Raw genomic sequence first — 17,085 nt, forward strand, 5'->3', positions numbered from 1 at the left:
CCGATCACGATCATGATCCTGCTTGGCTTCTATTATGCGCTGCCGCGGGAAGTGGAAGAGGCCGCCATTATGGACGGCTGCTCCGTGAACCGCATGTTCTTCCGGATCGTCATGCCGATGACGTTCTCCGTTATTGCCACGGCTGCGATCATCAACATGATTTATAACTGGAACGAGTTTATTTTCGTCAACACCTTCATCAGCTCGGACAACCTGAAGACCTTGACGGTCGGCGTCCAGAACTTCGTCGGACAGTACACGACCGACTGGGGCGCCATCGGGGCGACGCTGATGATCAGCATCCTGCCGATTCTCGTCATCTTCCTGGTGCTCAGCAACCGGATCGTGGAGGGCATCGCCGCCGGATCGGTCAAAGGCTGATACATTTAGCGCACAAAAAAAGGGCTGTCCCCAAGGTCAAAACTGACCTAAGGGCAGCCCTTTTATACTGACTTTCCGTTAATGCGGCACCTGGCTGCTGAAGTCATCCCTGCTGGATTGATCGGTCTGGTAAAAGACGATGTCGCCGTCTTTTAGCGCAAACCGGTTCCCGTAGGCATCCTGGATGTTCAGGTTAAAGCCCTCCATCTGCCACTGATTCATCAGCGGGGCGTAAATGTACTGCAAATGCGGATTTTTCAAGTCGCCCGCCTGAATGGACTCGATATTGAAGTTCACGACGATGTAGCCGTTCTTCAGAAAAATCGGGGACTTGTCGTCCAGCCCGCCGTGCGTGCGCCCGTATTCCGCCACATTCGTGCCCGCTTCGACCACATAGGGATCGGCCGGCAGGCTGTACTCGCCGTACCATTTCTGGATCGATACGTCCGCCCGTTCGCGGTTCACCGATTCAGGTACAGGGTCCTTCAGGCTGAGAAACGTCCGCAACTGCTCAGGCAGAATCAGCAGGCTGTAGCTTCCGACCGGCGTCTTTTGCTTCGTATACTTGTTTACATAGCTGTTGATGTATTCGTTCCGGTTCAGCCCCCCGGCTGCACCGCCATGATTAAACTTGTAGCCTGCCGTATCCCGCAGCTCCTGCGCGGGCACGTTCCGGAGCCGGTCATTTAAGATGACGTAACGCTGGACCTGATCCGCGGACGAGCCGATTTTCACAAAATGCTTCGAGCTGGTGCTGTAGTACAGATCCACCGGAATCCGCGTATCCCCGCGGCCGTTGACGGCCTTTCCGTCTTTTCTGACATAATAGAAGGTTGGCGTGATGCGGATGCCGTCCAGCGGACCGAACATATTCCCTTTCGTTTTAAAATCAAACTTGAAGTGGTACCCGGTCTTGACGGACACGTTCTTGAAACCCTGCAGCGGGCTGCTCCCCGGACGGATCGGCAGCGTAAAGACGGCTGCATTGCCACGCGGATCGCCATCGATCCCTTTCTGACCAACCCAATAGGAGACGCCCGTCTGGATCGCGCTGCCCTTCTGGGACCGGAACACGGTCTCCCAATTGTAATCGGCAATATCGGTCACATGAAAATCGTACAGCCGTCCAATGACATCAACCGCCACCTCATCGTATGCGGCATGATGCACCAGGCTCGTATTGGCGTCATTTTGATGCGTATAGTCGGCCGGGGCATTTTCGGCAATATTGCGAAACGCGATCTGGTATGGACCTTCGTCCACCCATACCGGCAAATAAAAGGTCGTGTCCAGCTGGCCAACCGGAATGTCCACCCATGTATTTTTCGGAATAAAGCTGGTCCGGTTCCCATCATAGACGTCAAAAGGGAACTTGACCTGCTTGGTGCGGAAATACTTGGCGTAATCCCGGTTGCCGTAACCTGGATAGCTGACATGCTGCCCGCTCGTCGGAATCCGGACCGTGAACGGGCGTTCCAGAATCAGGGCGGACCGGCCGGCGTCCGGATTCGTTTTCTGGTTGTGGGCCGCATCGTCCGACACGGAGGAATAGTTGACCACAGGCGTATGGACCGTCACGGTGTTGATGCCGTAGATCGGAAACTCCTGGTTCTGCCCGCCGTTTATATTTCCCGGCATCAGGTCATATTCGATTTTACCCGCGCTCGGCGTATCCTTTTTATTGGTTTTGCTGCGATCGATCAGATTTCCCGGGCTGTACAGCACATTATCACTGATCTGGGGCGGCTCAGGAATTTGAGACGGGGTCGGGCCGGATTCCTCAACCTTCTGGTTGTTCATCATCGTCTGTCCGTTAAAGACCAGCGAGTCATTCGTCACCTGGATTTTGCCGACGGCTTTCTCCGCTTCCCCTTTTAGGGCGCCTTCGTCATTCGGCACCGCCGGCTTGGACTTGCCCCCGGTCAGCGTCTGTCCGGCAGCCGTAAGCTCTCCGGGCGGAGCAGGCGCATCGTAATTCCCACTCGTCGCAGCGGCATAATACGGTGGACTGTAACTACTCGGCTGGATCGCAATCCGGCCGCCCGGCAGGGCGTAATTGTCTAGAGTCGCCTCGCGGATTTGGTAGACTTCCAGGTTATCGATTTTCCAGAAAGCATACCGCCGCTCAATTTGGTAGGTATACGTTTTGCTTTCGGTCTCGCTCTGCGGATCCGGCTCGATATGCGTTCCTTTGCCGTCGGCGTTCGGCACTTCCTTGCCCGGATCCCACTTCAGCGTGTACTCCTTGGTTACGTTAACCGTATATGTACACGTCCCGGTCATCTGTACGAACTTGTCCTGGTACAGGTGATTCCGGGCGAGCACATTGCCGTATAAGCTCTCGGAGGTCGGAATGCCCTGAAGCACGTCAAACCGCTCGCTGCCGCGGGCATCAGCTTTGATTTTGGCTGTCACGACGGGGTCCATGTATTTGCCGGTCATCGATTGACCCGGCGCCGGCTCGGTGCAGCTTACCCCGGGATCCGGGGGATCGACCGGCGGCGGTCCGTCCCCACCCCCATCGCCGACGGTCACGGTGGCTGTGCCGTACAGGTAGTATAGACCGCTTTTCCATACGGCCGTGATTTTGGCCGTGCCTTTGCCTAAGGCGGTCACGTTCCCGCTGCTGTCCACCGTCGCCACCGCGCTTTTGTCGGAGCTCCACACCGTTTCGGTTCGGGTGGTCACATCAACGAAATCGCCGAAGCTCGTATCGCCCTTCACGCTGAAAGGCTTCGTGCGCACCTCGGCTTTAAAGTTCTTCTTCTCCCCGGGTTTCATCGATGCACTCGCGGGAGTCACCCGCATTTCCTTGATTTCTTTGGCGGTGCCTTCCCAGGTGAGGTTAAGGTTGATGTCGTACTCGACCAGGTATTTTGGAAAGCCGTTTGGTCGGTGCTTGATGTCGAGTTCTTTACGAGTAGTAAAATTAGCTCCTCCAGTAATTGTATAAAACAAAATGCTTATATTATCCGGCAAGATAACAAAATTTGGTTGAGTTTTTCCTGGAGTGAAGTAAATAGGGTCTCCGAATGTTGTTTGGTCCTTTAGTAGTTTTACGTTTTCAACTGCTTGTGCAGGAACGCTGATGTTATCTTGATCAAGAAAATTACCAGGCTGGTATTCCAAAGTGTTAATCTTTGTAGCTGTCTCAGTTTTCTCTGGATAAGGGTTATTTTCGTTGTCTCCTATATTTCTAGCAGTATAATGTAAATTTTCCTGTTCGATATCTGCTTGAAAGGATCCATCATCCATTTGATACCAATACTACCCCCGGACCGGAGTAGCTTTTGCAGTTCACTTTTTTTGTCACCACTTGCCTTGTTTGGGGACCTGGAGGTTCGACTTTACTATCCGAAGGATAACTTTCAGCAAAAAGAATATTCGTGGGAAGAAGTAAAAGAATCATTAACGAACATGACCACAATACACTAGTTAGGTATTTGATTCTCACGACATTAAAGCCCCTTATTCTGACTTCTTCATAAGAATTCCGCCATAAGTCCCGTCATCTGCGAAATAACTTTCGCCTGCACTATTGCCACTTGTAATATATCTAGGTACTGATGAAGTAACCCAAAATCTTGTTTCACTTACCTTAGAGAAAAACTCGTCACCGCCATCAGTCGCCAACGTTTTAAATCCAAACTTAGGAGCTGTTGAACTAAACAATCTATACCCACCTTGTAGCGCGGCATTGATACCATTTGAGTAACTTCTGTTGTTGAAATTTTCACTAAGAGTTTGCACAGATGTATCAATAAAAACAATGTAAGATCTATCAAAAAACTTAGTCGCCTTATCTACAAACATTCTGCCATAAATACTCCCGGTTTGTTCTGCACTCAAACCACTCATAAAAATATAATGATAAACTTTAACTTTACCTTCTCCATTCCTTAGGCTCGAGCTTTTCCCAAGAATTGATTTTAAATCATGCCCCTCCGTATACTGATACGCCGGAATCACCGTCCGGAGATTCGTCCCCGTCGTCCCTACTTCCCGCAACTCGTTCAATCCCTTGAACGCTTTTGGCGCCTTCGTCTGCGTCGTCTCGTAACGCTGAATAATCACCGCCACCTCCGCGCGCGTGGTCGTTTTGCCGCCGCCGAAGCTGTCGTCCGGGTACCCGGACATCAGTCCCGTTCCCAGCATGACCGACACATACGGATAGTCGGCCTTGTTCAAACCGCCTTTGTAATACTCCGTCACCGGAACGATGGTGTCCTTCGTGTCCTCGATCGCCTGCTTGTACTCTCCGTCGCGGGCCGCCAGTCCCGAGGCCATCCACTTCGCCATTTCCACCCGCGTCAGCGGAGTGCCCGGCTTAAAGCCGTTTGTGTAATCGGACGGACTGAAAAAGCCCTTCCCCGCTGCCTCGCTCACTTCCTTTTCGCTCCAGTGCCCGGTCAAATCGGAAAATGCCGCTGCTCCGCCAGCGTTTTCGTTCGTCGACACCCTGGCCAGAATTGCTGCAAACTCAGCCCGAGTAACCGGGTCGTTTGGTCTGAATTTTCCGCTGCCGTCACCTTTGAGATAACCTTTGGATACCGCATCGTTAATGGCCTGATACGCCCAGTGGGACGCCGGCACATCCTTAAAGGCCGCCGCCGCTGCGGCCGGCACTGGCTGCTCGATTGCTCCTGCCGTTCCAAGAATCATCGCCCCGGCAAAAATGGTCATCAACATCGCTTTGAACATACTTCTTCCGCTCCAATCTTTTAAAATATGCAGTTTCTTGAATTTCCTATTTCCTCAAATCCCCTGATCCTCTAGCTTCCTTATCCTCCCTGACATTCTGGTATAATCTAACTTTCTACTTCTTCCCGGACCGTCTGTGCTGCTGTTCTCTTTGTAGCTCTAATACTAAACTCTCTTGCTAAAAAATATGTTTTCTTAACCGACGGGACTGCTTGCCCACGCGTGGCCCTAAGCAGCCACACCTCCTTATGTATTACTGTGAAACTTCTTTCCTATTTAGCATAGGACTACTTGCAGTATACTACAGGATTTTCGCAAAATTTGTCATTAATTGTCACTAATACATCATCACTTCAATTATATGGGTTTAATGGATATATAAGATGCACGTGCTGCAAATAGCTTTTGCGACGCCCGACACAAAAAAACAAAGCAGGAATGCATTCCTGCTTTGCCATGTGCTTCATGCCAAACGAATAACTTTATATTGTCCGTACTTTTATTAGCTAGAACAATCAATATTTAACGACGTCAATCCTTTATTTTGTCCGAAAAAGCGCCCGCCTGCACCTCACCGAACCGGTTCGGCCGGAACGCTCCACACCACTCCGGCAGCGGCTTGCCCTCCACGCTATCGGCGATCAGCGCGGCCGTGACCGGGCTGAGCAGGATGCCGTTGCGATAATGACCCGCGGCCACAAAAATATGGCCGGCGTCGTCCAGCCGCCCAATCAGCGGCCGGCCGTCCAGCACCGCCGGGCGCAGTCCCGCCCAGCGGTGAAACGGCTGCACCTCACTAAGAACAGGCAGCACTTGCTTGTTCCACTCCGTCAGCCGACGGATCCCTTTGTCCGTGACGGACGTGTCGAACCCGGCGATATCCTCCGAGGCGCCGCACACGAGCGTTCCGTTTGCTTTTTGGACCAGGTATCCCTGGCTGGTGAACACCAGATGCCGAAGCGGCTCGCGCTCCTCGTTCCAAGTGTAGGCGCAAATTTGCCCCCGGATCGGATGTACAGGAATCCGGATACCGAGGGGTTCCGACATCTCCTGTACCCACGCACCGGTGCTGATCAGCAGCCGGTCCGCTTCAAACCGCTCGCCACTCTGAGCCCTCAGCGCAACCCGCTCCCGCCATTCAGCCAGCTCGATCAGGCCAAGATGCTCATGAATCTGCACGCCGGAGGCCAGGCAGGCCCGTTTGACCGCTTCCGTCAAATCCGGGGCATACACATGGCTCTCCACCGGAGTCCACAAGGCGGCAACTGCCTCGCGGGTCAGTCCCGGCTCGGCATCGAACAGCGCGCTCCCCGTTAATATTTCGCTACCGGAGCCCCAGCTCCGCTGCCATTCCAACCGGCTCTCCAGCGCAAGCAAATCCGCCTCGTGCCTCGCGATGTACAAGCTGCCGGTTTCGGCATATTCGAAGGAGACGCCGGAGATGTCCTTCACCGCCTGCTGCCATTGCGGATACAGCGACAAGCTCTCGCGGCACAACCGGAAGAACTCGTCCGGCGACTCCACGTTCTCTGAATACGGAGCGAGCATCCCTGCCGCCGCGCCGGAGGCCTGCCCACCGCAGGGTCCCTTTTCGAGCAGCGTGACGTGCAGGCCGCGGCGGCGCAGCTCCAGCGCGCAGGATAATCCGATGATGCCGCCGCCCATGACGATGATGTCTCCGCTCATTGTTACAGCCCCCTGTCCATCCTTTTTTATTCGATGACGAGCGATTCCAGGCCGCTGCTGGCCGAAGCATATTTCTTCTTCGGAATCCGCCCGGACAAGTAAGCCAAACGCCCCGCCTCAACCGCCAGCCTCATCGACCGGGCCATCATCACGGGATCTTTGGCTTTGGCCACCGGGGTATTCATCAGAATGCCGGAGACCCCCAGCTCCATCGCGAGCGCCACGTCACTGGCCGTCCCCAGCCCCGCATCCACGATGACAGGGACCGACAGCTCCTCCACGATCAATCCGAGATTGTACGGATTCAGAATGCCGAGGCCGGTCCCGATAGGCGCTGCGCCGGGCATAACCGCGGCTGCCCCGGCATCCTCCAGCTTTTTGCAGATCACCGGATCGTCGGAGATATACGGCAGTACCGTAAAACCGTCCTTGACCAATATTTCCGTCGCTTTTAACGTTTCAATCGGATCGGGCAGGAGCGTCCGCTTATTGGCGCTAATCTCCACCTTGATCCAGTCGCTGAGTCCCGAAGCCCGCGCCAGGCGGGCAATCCGGACCGCCTCATCAGCCGTTGTCGCCCCGGACGTGTTGGGAAGATAGATGTATTTCTGGGGCTCCACATGCTGCAGAATGGAGTCATCCTCCACCGAATCGAGATGGATCCGGCGGATAGCGAACGTCAGCACCTCGGTTCCCGAAGCTTTGATCGCCTCCATCTGCACATAAGGATCGGGGAACAACCCGGTCCCCAAAAATAACCGCGACGACAGTTCCTGTCCGCCAACCTGCCAATTATCTCTGCTCATTTTTCCCCTCAACCTCCCGCTACGAAATGGACCAGCTCCAGCTTCATTCCAGGCACAACCGGAGTCGTCTCCCACTGCTCGATCTTCAGCACCTGTCCGTCCGCTTCCACCATGACCGGCCTGCCGGACAGCCCCAGCAGGCGGAGGACATCGGCTACCGTCTCGGCCGCCAGCTCCCGCTTTGTTCCGTTAATGACCAGTTCCATCCGCCGCTCCTCCTCTACCTTCAAGCTTGTGAATGAACGCCCGGCATACCGCTTCCGGGTCAGGGCTGCCGACGATTTCGCTCACAGCGCAGACGCGGCTCGCACCGGCCCGGATCACTTCGTCCACGTTGCCCAGCTTGATGCCGCCAATCGCCACAAAAGGGATCTTGATGACCCCGGCGACTTCCCGAATGTACGAAAGACCGACCGGATCCACCACATCGGCTTTCGTAGCCGTCGCATAGATCGGCCCGACGCCGATATAATCCGCCCCTTCCGCTTCGGCGAGCTGCGCTTCCGAAATTGCATGGGTGGATATGCCGATGATCTTGGAGCCGACAAGCTTTCTGGCTTCCGCGATCGGCATATCGCCTTGACCGAGGTGAATCCCGTCGGCGTCCACCTCCATCGCGATATCAACGTGATCGTTCACGATAAAAGGAACACCGTAGCGGCGGGTCAGCTCCCGCAGCTCCGCCGCCTTGCGCAGCAGCTCTTCCCTGCCGCTTGTTTTGTCGCGGAATTGAACGATGTCCGCCCCTCCCCGAATGGCTTGCTCCATCACGTCCACCAGCCGGCGTCCCGGATGGAACGTCTCGCCGGTAATCGCATACAGACGAAAATCGACCATGACTGCTTCTCCTCTCTTCCCTTTGCCTTTCCCTCCATTTCATGCCGGCTTCTATCATCGCGAAGGGTAAGCCCTCATCTTGCGAAAGCGCCCTCTTACCCGGTTAACACAAAAAAACCATTCGAGAAATACACGAATGGCACCGCAATTCGAATGATATTCTCTACGCCAGCATTACCTGGATCAGATTAACGGTCCGCAGCATAAGGCTGCCATCTCAGCCGGACTTCATCCAGCACCCGCATTCCTATTTAATTTCACAACCACTATAGCCCAAACTGCTGACTTTTGGCAATAGCCAGAGTGAGATCGCCGGCATCGGAACGCCTTTCTCATCCATAGCAGCGATTCTCGCAAAATTTCATATATTTGGGTGCGGCGAACTTCTTATTTTATCTCTTGCGTCATCACATATCGTCCCCGCCCGTGAATATAAATGTTTAACAAGCCAAAGTTTGTGCTGAGTATGGGAACATGGGAGGTGCCTGAACATGCCATCAGACGATCATTCGCTGTTTGTGGTGTCCAAGGAGGACTGGTCACTGCACCGGAAAGGGTACCAGGATCAGGTCCGCCATCAGGAGAAGGTTAAGGAAATCATCAAGCAGAACCTGCCCGACCTGATCACAGAAGAAAACATCGTGATGTCGGACGGTAAGCAAATCATCAAGGTACCCATCCGGAGCCTCGATGAATACCGTTTCATTAAGCCGAAAGAGCAGCAGGAAGTCGAAACCGAATCGATCACGTTCAACGACATCCGCAAAAAAGGCATGCAGTCCAACATCGACAAGAAGCGGACGATCCTGGAAAATCTGCGGCGCAACGCCACTAGCGGCAAGCCGGGAATTCACCATATCAGCCCCGACGATCTGCGCTACAAAACGTGGGAGGACGTCGTCGTTCCCCATTCCAGCGCAGTCATCATTGCGATGATGGATACGTCCGGGTCGATGGGCACGTTTGAAAAATACTGTGCGCGCAGCTTCTTCTTCTGGATGACCCGCTTCCTGCGCCGCCAATACGAAAAGGTCGATATCGTCTTTGTGGCCCACCATACGGAGGCCAAAGAAGTCACCGAAGAAGATTTCTTTACCCGGGGCGAAAGCGGGGGCACGATCTGCTCGTCCGCCTACCAGAAAGCGCTGGAAATTATCGACCGGCGCTACCCGCCCGCCAAGTACAATATTTATCCGTTCCATTTCTCGGACGGCGACAACTTGACTTCTGATAACGAACGCTGCGTGCGGCTGATTGGCGAGCTGCTTAAAGTCAGCAACATGTTCGGTTACGGGGAGGTCAACCAGTACAACCGGAGCAGCACGCTGATGTCCGCGTACCGGAATATCAAGCTCGACCAGTTCATGTATTACGTCATCAAGGAAAAGGGCGAGGTCTACCAGGCGCTGCGTACGTTCTTTAAAAAGCAGGAAGGCGCACTGACCTAAGCCGAAGGACCGTCTCCTGGAACGCAAAATTATGGCATATAAAAAGGTCGTTGTCCCGTTACGCTGAGTAACCAACAACGACCTTTTTGCATGGCCGGGTGACCTCTATATAGCATGACCCTCGATTTGCAGCCTTTTTCCCACAATCGACTGATCCTGACTCCTGCCAGGCTCCTCACTGATGGCATGCTCATCATTGCCAACGTGCTCCTCATTGCCAGCGTGCTCCTTACTGCTGCCAAGTTCTTCACTCCCGCTAGGCCCCGCACGCACGACGTCCATGTTTCGTACTTCCGCTAGGCTTCTTCCGCCTGCAGACGGTCCCGAACCTCCATCAAGGCAAAGCCAAGCAGGTTCTTCCCTTTCCACAGCAGCGGGTTCAGGACCGCCTCGTCGTCCGCGGCCAACCCCACGCCCCAGATCGAATCCACGGGACTTGCCTCTACCAGCACCCGCTGCCTGGTGCCCAGTAGAAATTGCTTCAAATCGTCATTTTGGGAAAACTTTGCTTCGCTTCCCCGGACCACAATGGAGTACCCTTCCCGGTCCCATATGGCAGGATCGAATCCCCTCACCTTCCGCCCCAGATCTTTAGCCTGCTTCGGGTGCTTGGCTGCGAGAATCTGTTCCCGGATCTCTTCGTCACCGAACAGTCTGGCTTTCTCGGCCATCATATAATGCTCGGCACTTGCATATTCCACGCCGTCCACGGTAAACTTCGCTTCCCACCACTGGCTGAAGCAGCTCTTCGTAATAGATCCGTCCGCCGCGGGCTGGTGCCCCCAGAAAAAAACATATTTCAGCTTGGTCCCTTTCCGGAATGCCTTCCGGAGTTCTTCCAAGGTATACATCCTCTTCCCCCTATATAAGAGCATCCCGTGCGCTTAAGTCCTACAATCATTGATAAAGGCCCTGTGACCCGCATGCCCGTTGATCACAGCCTCAGGCATCCAGGCTGGCCGATCCCTTTCGGTACGCTGCTCGTTCGCCTCCCGGCTCAAGCGGAATATCCCATGGCGCCTTCCGGGAAGCGAAGGTACCCATCCCCAGCAGCGTCTGTCCGCGGGTCATGATATAGACTACATTTGCAAACTGCTCCTCCGGTTTCCAAAAGCGGCTGGCGGCCATAAATGCGATCAAATACTCTTCCCAGCTGCCGTAATGCTGCTGCACATACCCGGCCGCTTCCAATTTAATGGCCCAGGCCTCTTCCTTCGTCAAATATCCGTAAGCGAGCCCAACCCGGCTCAAGAAAATCGCCCATCCGCCCCCGAAGGCGGCTATTTCTCCGGCGGGCAGCTGCGGCAGAAACGTATGAACCATGCTCATCCGGGCATACTCCGGATGGTCTTTGGAGGCCTCCATCCAGTTTTGCCGTGCCTGTTCCGGCAGCGCCGACAGTTCGGCGTGCAGGGCCTTATAATCGTCACGGTTCCCGTCCTCCAGCAGCCAGCGAATCCGGGTCTTTAAGGTCTCGGCGTCCTTGATGTCCCAGAGCCGCAGCCCCTTTTTCAAAACCCGGTTCCCGAGGTAACGCTCAAATTTCAAAAACTCGTAAGGCACATAATAATAAGCCAGCACGCTGTCGATGCATACGCTGGAGAGACAGCGGAAGTACAGCTCCAGCTGTTTGATTTGCTTCTTCTTGTAATCGATGCGCATGTCGTCCTCCATTATCTAGGTTGATAGCACCCGGTGTGCTCTTAACGTTCTGTATAAATACCACAGCAGAATGGCCACGAACACCCCCGTGACGATAACGGGCACGTCAAAAAACAACTGCAGCACGATATACACAAAAATATAAAGCCAAGTTAACCGAAGAAATAAAAAACCGTCGAATATAATATTGTTTTTGACCACCTTGCGGTGCTCGGCCGGGTCGATCTTCCCCTGATCGTGGTGATGCTTATTTGCGGTAGACGACCAGTACATCAGGGTGCTCATATGCTGATTGTTTATGTCAAAGAACGCTTCATCCGTTCCTTGGCCTCCGATATCCGTCCCATCGCGGTGAGGCACCGTCCCTCCAAACAGAGCGCATCCTGATCGTCCGGATGGGCAGCCAAAATGCGCTCGCAATCCGAAAGCGCCTCTTCATACCGCTGATCATCGTATCGAAGCCGTGCCGCGTACCGGTAAGACTCCAGATCATCCGGCTGCAGCAGGATCGCATGGCTGAAACATTTTAGCGCTTCCTGCCGATTGCCTGCGGCCAGGTTATATTTTCCCCATAGCAGCTGCAGATCCAGATCGTCGGCAAACCACGCCGAAGCTTCGGACAAGCACGCTTCCGCTTCTTCCAGGTCGCCTTCCATCAGCATATCCAGTGCAGACTCCCGCAGATCCAAAAATCTCTCAATGTCCGCGGCATCCCCTACGGGAGCGTTAGCGAGCGAGTCATAACGCAGCTCCCGTGATCCGTCCAGCTGCTGCAGGATGTATTCGGCAAAATACGTTGGATACCGCTCCCGGAGTTCTTCGGGATCTTGCTGCCAAACGTCTCGCGGAAGATGCCTGCAGGACATCAGAAAGGACACGAACGCATGCTGCAGCTCCGGCCCGCGTTCGACGTCCCATACGATATCCTCGTTCAGCAGCCGCTCCCACGACTCCACCCGAATCCGGGCCGGAAAGTCGTCGTACAGCTCCCCTGCCTGATGAATCCACAGGCTGACCGGATCTGCGCTTGCCGTAGATTGGAATATTCCATTTGAGTATGTGGTTTGTGCGTTAAGCTCGCTTGGTTGATCAACTTCCCCTTTGGTATCCTCCAGCGGGTAGATCGGCGTGGAAAGTTTATCCTCATTCTCAGCCGGCTCGCGTACCGTTGTACTGGCCTCTTTGGCGAACTTGGATGCCGCCTCATAAGCTTCCCGAAGCTGCTGATAGCCCTCGGGATCGTCCTCGGGATGATGCTGCTTCAGCTTGGCGGCATAAGCTTTCTTGATGATGCGCAGCTCCGTGGTCCGCTCGATCCCGAGCCTTTCCCAGATGTTCATGTGAAGCTCATCCACCTTTCCAGCTGTTCCAATCGATCCTTGAAGACCTCGGCAGCTTTTTTGATTTCGCGGTCATCCTGGGTATGCAGTGCCTTTTCGAACTGTCCGATATAGGCAGCGATCACTTCCCGGCTCTCGCCCAGCGCCTCTTCGTACAACCGCTCGCCCCTTGCCAGCAGCAGTCGGTTTTCCGCCCGGTCTCTCGGGTGAATTTTGATATCCTGAAGCTCCAGCAGCCGCGCCTCGATCTCTTCCTTCGTCATGCTGCCGGCGTTCTTCTCGATGACGGCGCGCTTCTTCTCGCCGGTCGCAACGCTGGCCACCTCGACCTCCAAAATCCCGTTAATGTCATAGGTATAACGGACGTCAATCTTCTGTTCGCCGGCAGGGGCCGGCGGCACCTTAATGTGGATCTCGCCGAGCTTGATGTTGTTCTCGACGCGCCGGCTCTCGCCCTGATAAATATCAACGGTTAGCCGCCGCTGGTTGTCAGACACCGTGCAGAGCCGCTCAATCCGGCTGACCGGGATCGGTGTGTTGCGCTCGATGATCGGGAAGAAATGTCCTGATGAGAATCCTCCGTTACCCAGTTCCTGTACGATGCTGGTACCCAGGGTATAAGGGCACACGTCGGTAAGGATCATCTCGTTCAACGCCTCGTTCCGCTCCTTCAGCGCCGACTGGATGGCTGCACCGACGGCAACCGTCTCATCCGGATTGATGTCGCTGTACGGCATGCGTCCGAACATGCGGCCGATGACGCTTTTAATAAGCGTCATTCGGGTGGCTCCTCCGATCAGGATCACCGCTTCCAGATCGGATGGGGACAAGGACGCGTCTCGCAGCGCCCGCTCGATCGGCTGGCGCAGCCTCAGGAGCAGCGGATGGGCCAGCTTTTCAAATTCGTTACGGTCAAGCCGCACTTCATACCGGGTTCCATCGATCGTCAAAGCCATTTCAGCCGACGCCTCCCGTCCCAGGGCAAGCTTGCAGCTCTCCGCCTGTTTATGTATAGCCGATCTTGTTTTCGGGTCCAGCGCCTCCCACTCCATTTGGTGCGTCTCCAGAAAATGCGTCACAAGCAGCTCCGTAAAGTCCTCACCGCCAAGGAAATTGTCCCCCGCGATAGACTTCACCTCCATGACTCCCTCGAACAGCTCCAGGATGGAGACGTCAAAGGTTCCTCCGCCCAGGTCGAATACGAGGAACTGGGTTTCCGGCTGCTCCTGGTGCAGGCCGTAAGCCACCGCCGCCGCGGTCGGCTCGCTGATCAGCCGCTCGACACGCAGTCCGGCGATTTCGGCGGCATGCTTCGTCGCTTTGCGTTGGGCATCGTTGAAGTATGCCGGAACGCTGATCACCGCCTCCGTTACGGGTTCCCCCAGATAACTCTCGGCGTCCTCTTTCAAGGCCTTTAATATAAAGGACGACAGTTCCTCCGGTGTAAAGGAGTGAGGGCCAAGCTCGTACTTTTTCTCCGTTCCCATAAACCGTTTAAAAGTGGCAGCCGTCCGCTCCGGATGGGTAATCAAGCGCTCCTGGGCAATCCGGCCGACCACAATTTCGCCGTTTTCGTCCACGCTGACGATGGACGGTGTCAAATGTTCTCCGAGCACGTTGGGAATGACCACCGCACGGTCCTGGGCCCAGCAGGCCACCAGGCTGTTGGTCGTTCCCAGATCGATTCCGATCACAGCCAATGAAATCCCCCTCTTTCCTGTTGAATGTTGCCTATTCATTAGCCGGCCCCAGCCTTAGGCTCCAGGCCAATCTAGCAATCCGTTCTCTATTCTACCAGCAGCCCCCTCTTTAATCCAATAAATGGGCTGGCTTAAACAAGGCTTCCAAAATAGTTGCTGTACGGAACAAACGCCTTCAGTACCTCCTCGACCCGCTTGATCCGCTCCTCCAGCGATCCCCTCAATGGGATGTAAGGAATCCGGCGCTCCTTCAAATCGGCGATAATCTGCTTGTGGAATACATGCCGCTTCTGGTCACCGCTGCGGTCCCACGTATCGTCATATGGGATATCGTCCTCGCACAGGAAAAAGAGATCGTATCTGCCGGCGTTCTCCAGCGCCAGCCGGGTCAGCAGCTCCGGAGCCCGGCCGTGATAATCCAGCGCGAACATATAGGTCGTGATGGCGTTCGTGTCCACGAACAGATACCGGTTCGCCTCCAGCAGCGCCTTCTCTTCGCGCTCGATATGCCCCGCCGCAATCTCGTCAAAAGCCTCGAAGCTGATCCGCCGGTCCACCTGATGCTCCGTCCAATAATCCCGGCCGTACTCGCTGGCATATGTTGTGTTGTATTTGCCGGCCAGCGCCTCCGTCAGCGTTGACTTGCCGGTCGACATCGCTCCGACGAAGACCACCTTCGTAATGAGATCACGGTATACGATGTCGCTTACAAATTGCCGATGCTTATACGGGTCCTCCCGAATCATCGTCGCCGAAATCGGCACCACGCCCCTCTCCTCATCGACGCGGCGGTCCACGGCGCCGAGCGCCTTGCTCATGTGCTCGCCGTAAAACTCGCTCGAATAGAAATGCGTAACCTGCTCGCCGTCAAGCAGCGCCAAAATATACTGCTCCTCCCGGATTTCATGCTCCCGGTCATTCGAATAGCCGTCCGGACCGTCCCACGCTTCGATCACCCTGACGCCCGGATACAGCTTCCGGATCCAGCCGGCGCGGATATGCAGCGGAATGGTCGTGGCCGTCGTATCGTAAATGACCACGATCAGTTCATCCACTTCCTTCAGCGCCGTCTCCACCATGTATTGATGCCCTTTATGAAAAGGGCGAATTTCCCCAACGTCAGTCCCAGCTTTTTCATCAGTAAGCCTCCTTTGCCCCTTTGTTCCAAGTGTAATAACCGTATGCTGCATTGATGAGATACGCGCTCCACATGACGATCATGAGCAGCCCGTCAGGACTGCCGTCCAAGGTACGCAGCACCCACAGCAGCACGGTAAAAGCATTCAGCACGATATACACCAGCCATTGTTCCTTATAACGCCATACCATCAGGAAGGTTGCGACAACCGACAGCACGTTGGTGATCGCATCGATGTACGGCGAGTTCTGCGTCGGTATCAGCGACAGGAAAAAACCGATCATCACGCTGCCCAGCACGCAGGCGGCTCCGGTCCACAGAATCCCTCGAAGGTTCATGCGGCGCATCTCAAGCTTGCCGCCGTCCTGATGCTTCCGCCACAGAAAGAAGCCGACCACGTTCATCGGAACGAAGAACAGCAGATTCAGCAGCATCTCCCCGTAAATCCCATTTGTATAAGCCAGGTACGCGTACCCGAACGTGTTGTACATCCCGAATACATAACTCATCAGGTTGCCCTTCGCCGCCAGCACCACGCACAGCACGCCGGTCAGAAACACGGTAAACCCGAACAGGCTATCCTTCATGACCACCGTAAGTCCGACCGCAATTCCGCAAAACACGCCGAGCCATACCAGCTCGTAGGCGCTCCATCCTTTAAACCATTTCCCCATGTCCGTTCCCTCCAGCTGCTCCATTACGCCTTCACAGATCACCGTGACCGATGAGGGTAATGATGAGATATCAATAATATCAATTTGATATTATCAATTTGTTGTTTACATCTTAGCAGGATGTTCTCCCGGAAGCAATGGTTTTTTGAAAAAAAACAAAAAGGGCCCCGGGATAAATCCCGGGACCCTCGTTCCTCTGATCAGGCCGGCTTATTGAGCGCTTCCGCCCCAGAGCTCGACTCTTTCCTTGATCAGTTCTGTATATTGTTTTTCGATTTCTTTAGCACCTGCAGCATCCAGCTCTTTCAGCATGTTGTCATAAATGCTGTCGAACTGTTCCGGCTTCGCCAGGATGGCTTCCGGAATTCGCTTGCGGATAATATCCTGCGTTTTTTGGTAGATAACATTATAATTGCCGTCCTGAGGAGTAGCCATGTTGTAGGCTGCGCCCCAAGGTTTGACAGGGAAGTCCTTTTCAGACGGGAACAGGTCTTTCCAGGTTGTTGCACCGTACGCTTTCAAGGTGTCTTTCTCCGGCTGCGTATAGGAAGCTACGATTTGATCCGGGAAGTTCGTCGTGTAGTAGTTGCCGGATGGATCTTTCACGCCGTCGCCGTAGTGAGCGGAGAAGGTGGTGTACAGTCCGATGCCGGACGTTTTCGTGAAGTTGGTGTTATCGTTGACTTTCTTGTCCTGTACATCATCAGGAATA

At 54.6% G+C, this 17,085-nt stretch carries 14 protein-coding genes, 2 pseudogenes and 1 riboswitch; of the genes and pseudogenes, 2 read left to right on the forward strand and 14 right to left on the reverse strand.

Annotation, left to right across the window (positions count from 1 at the left end):
- Nucleotides 1–381: carbohydrate ABC transporter permease (locus CPT76_RS02355; protein ID WP_146116134.1), on the forward strand; the 381-nt coding region annotated here is incomplete at its 5' end.
- A gap of 78 nt (nucleotides 382–459) precedes the next feature.
- Here CPT76_RS02355 and CPT76_RS02360 read toward each other — a convergent pair.
- The 6 genes from CPT76_RS02360 to thiE form a co-directional block, all read right to left on the reverse strand.
- Nucleotides 460–3,339: a DUF5704 domain-containing protein gene (locus CPT76_RS02360; protein WP_258168002.1), complete on the reverse strand. Its 2,880-nt coding sequence runs from the start codon at nucleotides 3,337–3,339 to the stop codon at nucleotides 460–462.
- Nucleotides 3,340–3,849: 510 nt separating this feature from the next.
- Nucleotides 3,850–5,082, reverse strand: coding sequence for an S-layer homology domain-containing protein (locus CPT76_RS02365; RefSeq protein ID WP_105441805.1), 1,233 nt, complete (start codon nucleotides 5,080–5,082; stop codon nucleotides 3,850–3,852).
- A 531-nt stretch (nucleotides 5,083–5,613) separates the two neighbouring features.
- Nucleotides 5,614–6,768, reverse strand: coding sequence for a glycine oxidase ThiO (gene thiO / locus CPT76_RS02370; protein ID WP_105441806.1), 1,155 nt, complete (start codon nucleotides 6,766–6,768; stop codon nucleotides 5,614–5,616).
- A gap of 26 nt (nucleotides 6,769–6,794) precedes the next feature.
- Entirely contained in the window at nucleotides 6,795–7,574 is a 780-nt protein-coding gene (locus CPT76_RS02375) for a thiazole synthase (RefSeq protein ID WP_105441807.1), read from the reverse strand.
- 8 nt (nucleotides 7,575–7,582) lie between these two features.
- Nucleotides 7,583–7,780: a sulfur carrier protein ThiS gene (thiS, locus tag CPT76_RS02380; RefSeq protein ID WP_089545768.1), complete on the reverse strand. Its 198-nt coding sequence runs from the start codon at nucleotides 7,778–7,780 to the stop codon at nucleotides 7,583–7,585.
- Entirely contained in the window at nucleotides 7,764–8,411 is a 648-nt protein-coding gene (gene thiE / locus CPT76_RS02385) for a thiamine phosphate synthase (protein WP_105441808.1), read from the reverse strand. Before thiE ends, thiS begins: the two co-directional genes overlap by 17 nt.
- 143 nt (nucleotides 8,412–8,554) lie before the next feature.
- Nucleotides 8,555–8,664: riboswitch (TPP riboswitch) on the reverse strand.
- Between the two features lie 238 nt (nucleotides 8,665–8,902).
- On the opposite strand from thiE, the gene CPT76_RS02390 reads away from it, so the two are divergent.
- Entirely contained in the window at nucleotides 8,903–9,859 is a 957-nt protein-coding gene (locus CPT76_RS02390) for a YeaH/YhbH family protein (protein WP_105441809.1), read from the forward strand.
- 296 nt (nucleotides 9,860–10,155) lie between these two features.
- Here the strand turns inward: CPT76_RS02390 and CPT76_RS02395 are convergent, their stop codons facing one another.
- The 8 genes and pseudogenes from CPT76_RS02395 to CPT76_RS02430 all read right to left on the reverse strand — a co-directional run.
- Nucleotides 10,156–10,710 carry a riboflavin biosynthesis intermediates N-glycosidase gene (locus tag CPT76_RS02395; protein WP_181152659.1) on the reverse strand — a complete coding sequence of 185 codons (555 nt, stop codon included), beginning with the start codon at nucleotides 10,708–10,710 and terminating at the stop codon, nucleotides 10,156–10,158.
- A 91-nt stretch (nucleotides 10,711–10,801) separates the two neighbouring features.
- Nucleotides 10,802–11,521, reverse strand: coding sequence for a DUF1266 domain-containing protein (locus CPT76_RS02400; RefSeq protein WP_181152660.1), 720 nt, complete (start codon nucleotides 11,519–11,521; stop codon nucleotides 10,802–10,804).
- 15 nt (nucleotides 11,522–11,536) lie between these two features.
- Complete coding sequence (locus CPT76_RS02405; protein ID WP_146116119.1) at nucleotides 11,537–11,881, reverse strand: hypothetical protein; 345 nt, start codon at nucleotides 11,879–11,881, stop codon at nucleotides 11,537–11,539.
- Nucleotides 11,818–12,861, reverse strand: a complete 1,044-nt coding sequence (locus CPT76_RS02410; RefSeq protein WP_105441813.1) for a J domain-containing protein — start codon at nucleotides 12,859–12,861, stop codon at nucleotides 11,818–11,820. The genes CPT76_RS02405 and CPT76_RS02410 overlap by 64 nt, the downstream gene beginning before the upstream one ends.
- Nucleotides 12,858–14,561, reverse strand: coding sequence for a molecular chaperone HscC (locus CPT76_RS02415; protein ID WP_105441814.1), 1,704 nt, complete (start codon nucleotides 14,559–14,561; stop codon nucleotides 12,858–12,860). The genes CPT76_RS02410 and CPT76_RS02415 overlap by 4 nt, the downstream gene beginning before the upstream one ends.
- Before the next feature lie 131 nt (nucleotides 14,562–14,692).
- Nucleotides 14,693–15,699: pseudogene (locus CPT76_RS02420) on the reverse strand (AAA family ATPase).
- Nucleotides 15,699–16,373 (reverse strand): nicotinamide riboside transporter PnuC, encoded by a 675-nt coding sequence (gene pnuC / locus CPT76_RS02425; RefSeq protein ID WP_105441885.1) that lies wholly within the window; start codon nucleotides 16,371–16,373, stop codon nucleotides 15,699–15,701. The pseudogene CPT76_RS02420 and the gene pnuC overlap by 1 nt, the downstream one beginning before the upstream one ends.
- Before the next feature lie 210 nt (nucleotides 16,374–16,583).
- Nucleotides 16,584–17,085: pseudogene (locus CPT76_RS02430) on the reverse strand (ABC transporter substrate-binding protein); the annotation flags it as partial.

This window comes from Paenibacillus sp. AR247 (assembly GCF_002968895.1).
In the GTDB taxonomy this organism is placed as follows: Bacteria; Bacillota; Bacilli; order Paenibacillales; family Paenibacillaceae; genus Paenibacillus_AQ; species Paenibacillus_AQ favisporus.

What these genes read in the sequence shown, in the direction of transcription:
- CPT76_RS02365 (WP_105441805.1), bottom strand. Translation starts at nt 5,082, where the DNA reads ATGTTCAAAGCGATGTTGATGACCATTTTTGCCGGGGCGATGATTCTT.
- thiO (WP_105441806.1), bottom strand. Translation starts at nt 6,768, where the DNA reads ATGAGCGGAGACATCATCGTCATGGGCGGCGGCATCATCGGATTATCC.
- CPT76_RS02375 (WP_105441807.1), bottom strand. Translation starts at nt 7,574, where the DNA reads ATGAGCAGAGATAATTGGCAGGTTGGCGGACAGGAACTGTCGTCGCGG.
- thiS (WP_089545768.1), bottom strand. Translation starts at nt 7,780, where the DNA reads ATGGAACTGGTCATTAACGGAACAAAGCGGGAGCTGGCGGCCGAGACG.
- thiE (WP_105441808.1), bottom strand. Translation starts at nt 8,411, where the DNA reads ATGGTCGATTTTCGTCTGTATGCGATTACCGGCGAGACGTTCCATCCG.
- CPT76_RS02390 (WP_105441809.1), top strand. Translation starts at nt 8,903, where the DNA reads ATGCCATCAGACGATCATTCGCTGTTTGTGGTGTCCAAGGAGGACTGG.
- CPT76_RS02395 (WP_181152659.1), bottom strand. Translation starts at nt 10,710, where the DNA reads ATGTATACCTTGGAAGAACTCCGGAAGGCATTCCGGAAAGGGACCAAG.
- CPT76_RS02400 (WP_181152660.1), bottom strand. Translation starts at nt 11,521, where the DNA reads ATGCGCATCGATTACAAGAAGAAGCAAATCAAACAGCTGGAGCTGTAC.
- CPT76_RS02410 (WP_105441813.1), bottom strand. Translation starts at nt 12,861, where the DNA reads ATGAACATCTGGGAAAGGCTCGGGATCGAGCGGACCACGGAGCTGCGC.
- pnuC (WP_105441885.1), bottom strand. Translation starts at nt 16,373, where the DNA reads ATGGGGAAATGGTTTAAAGGATGGAGCGCCTACGAGCTGGTATGGCTC.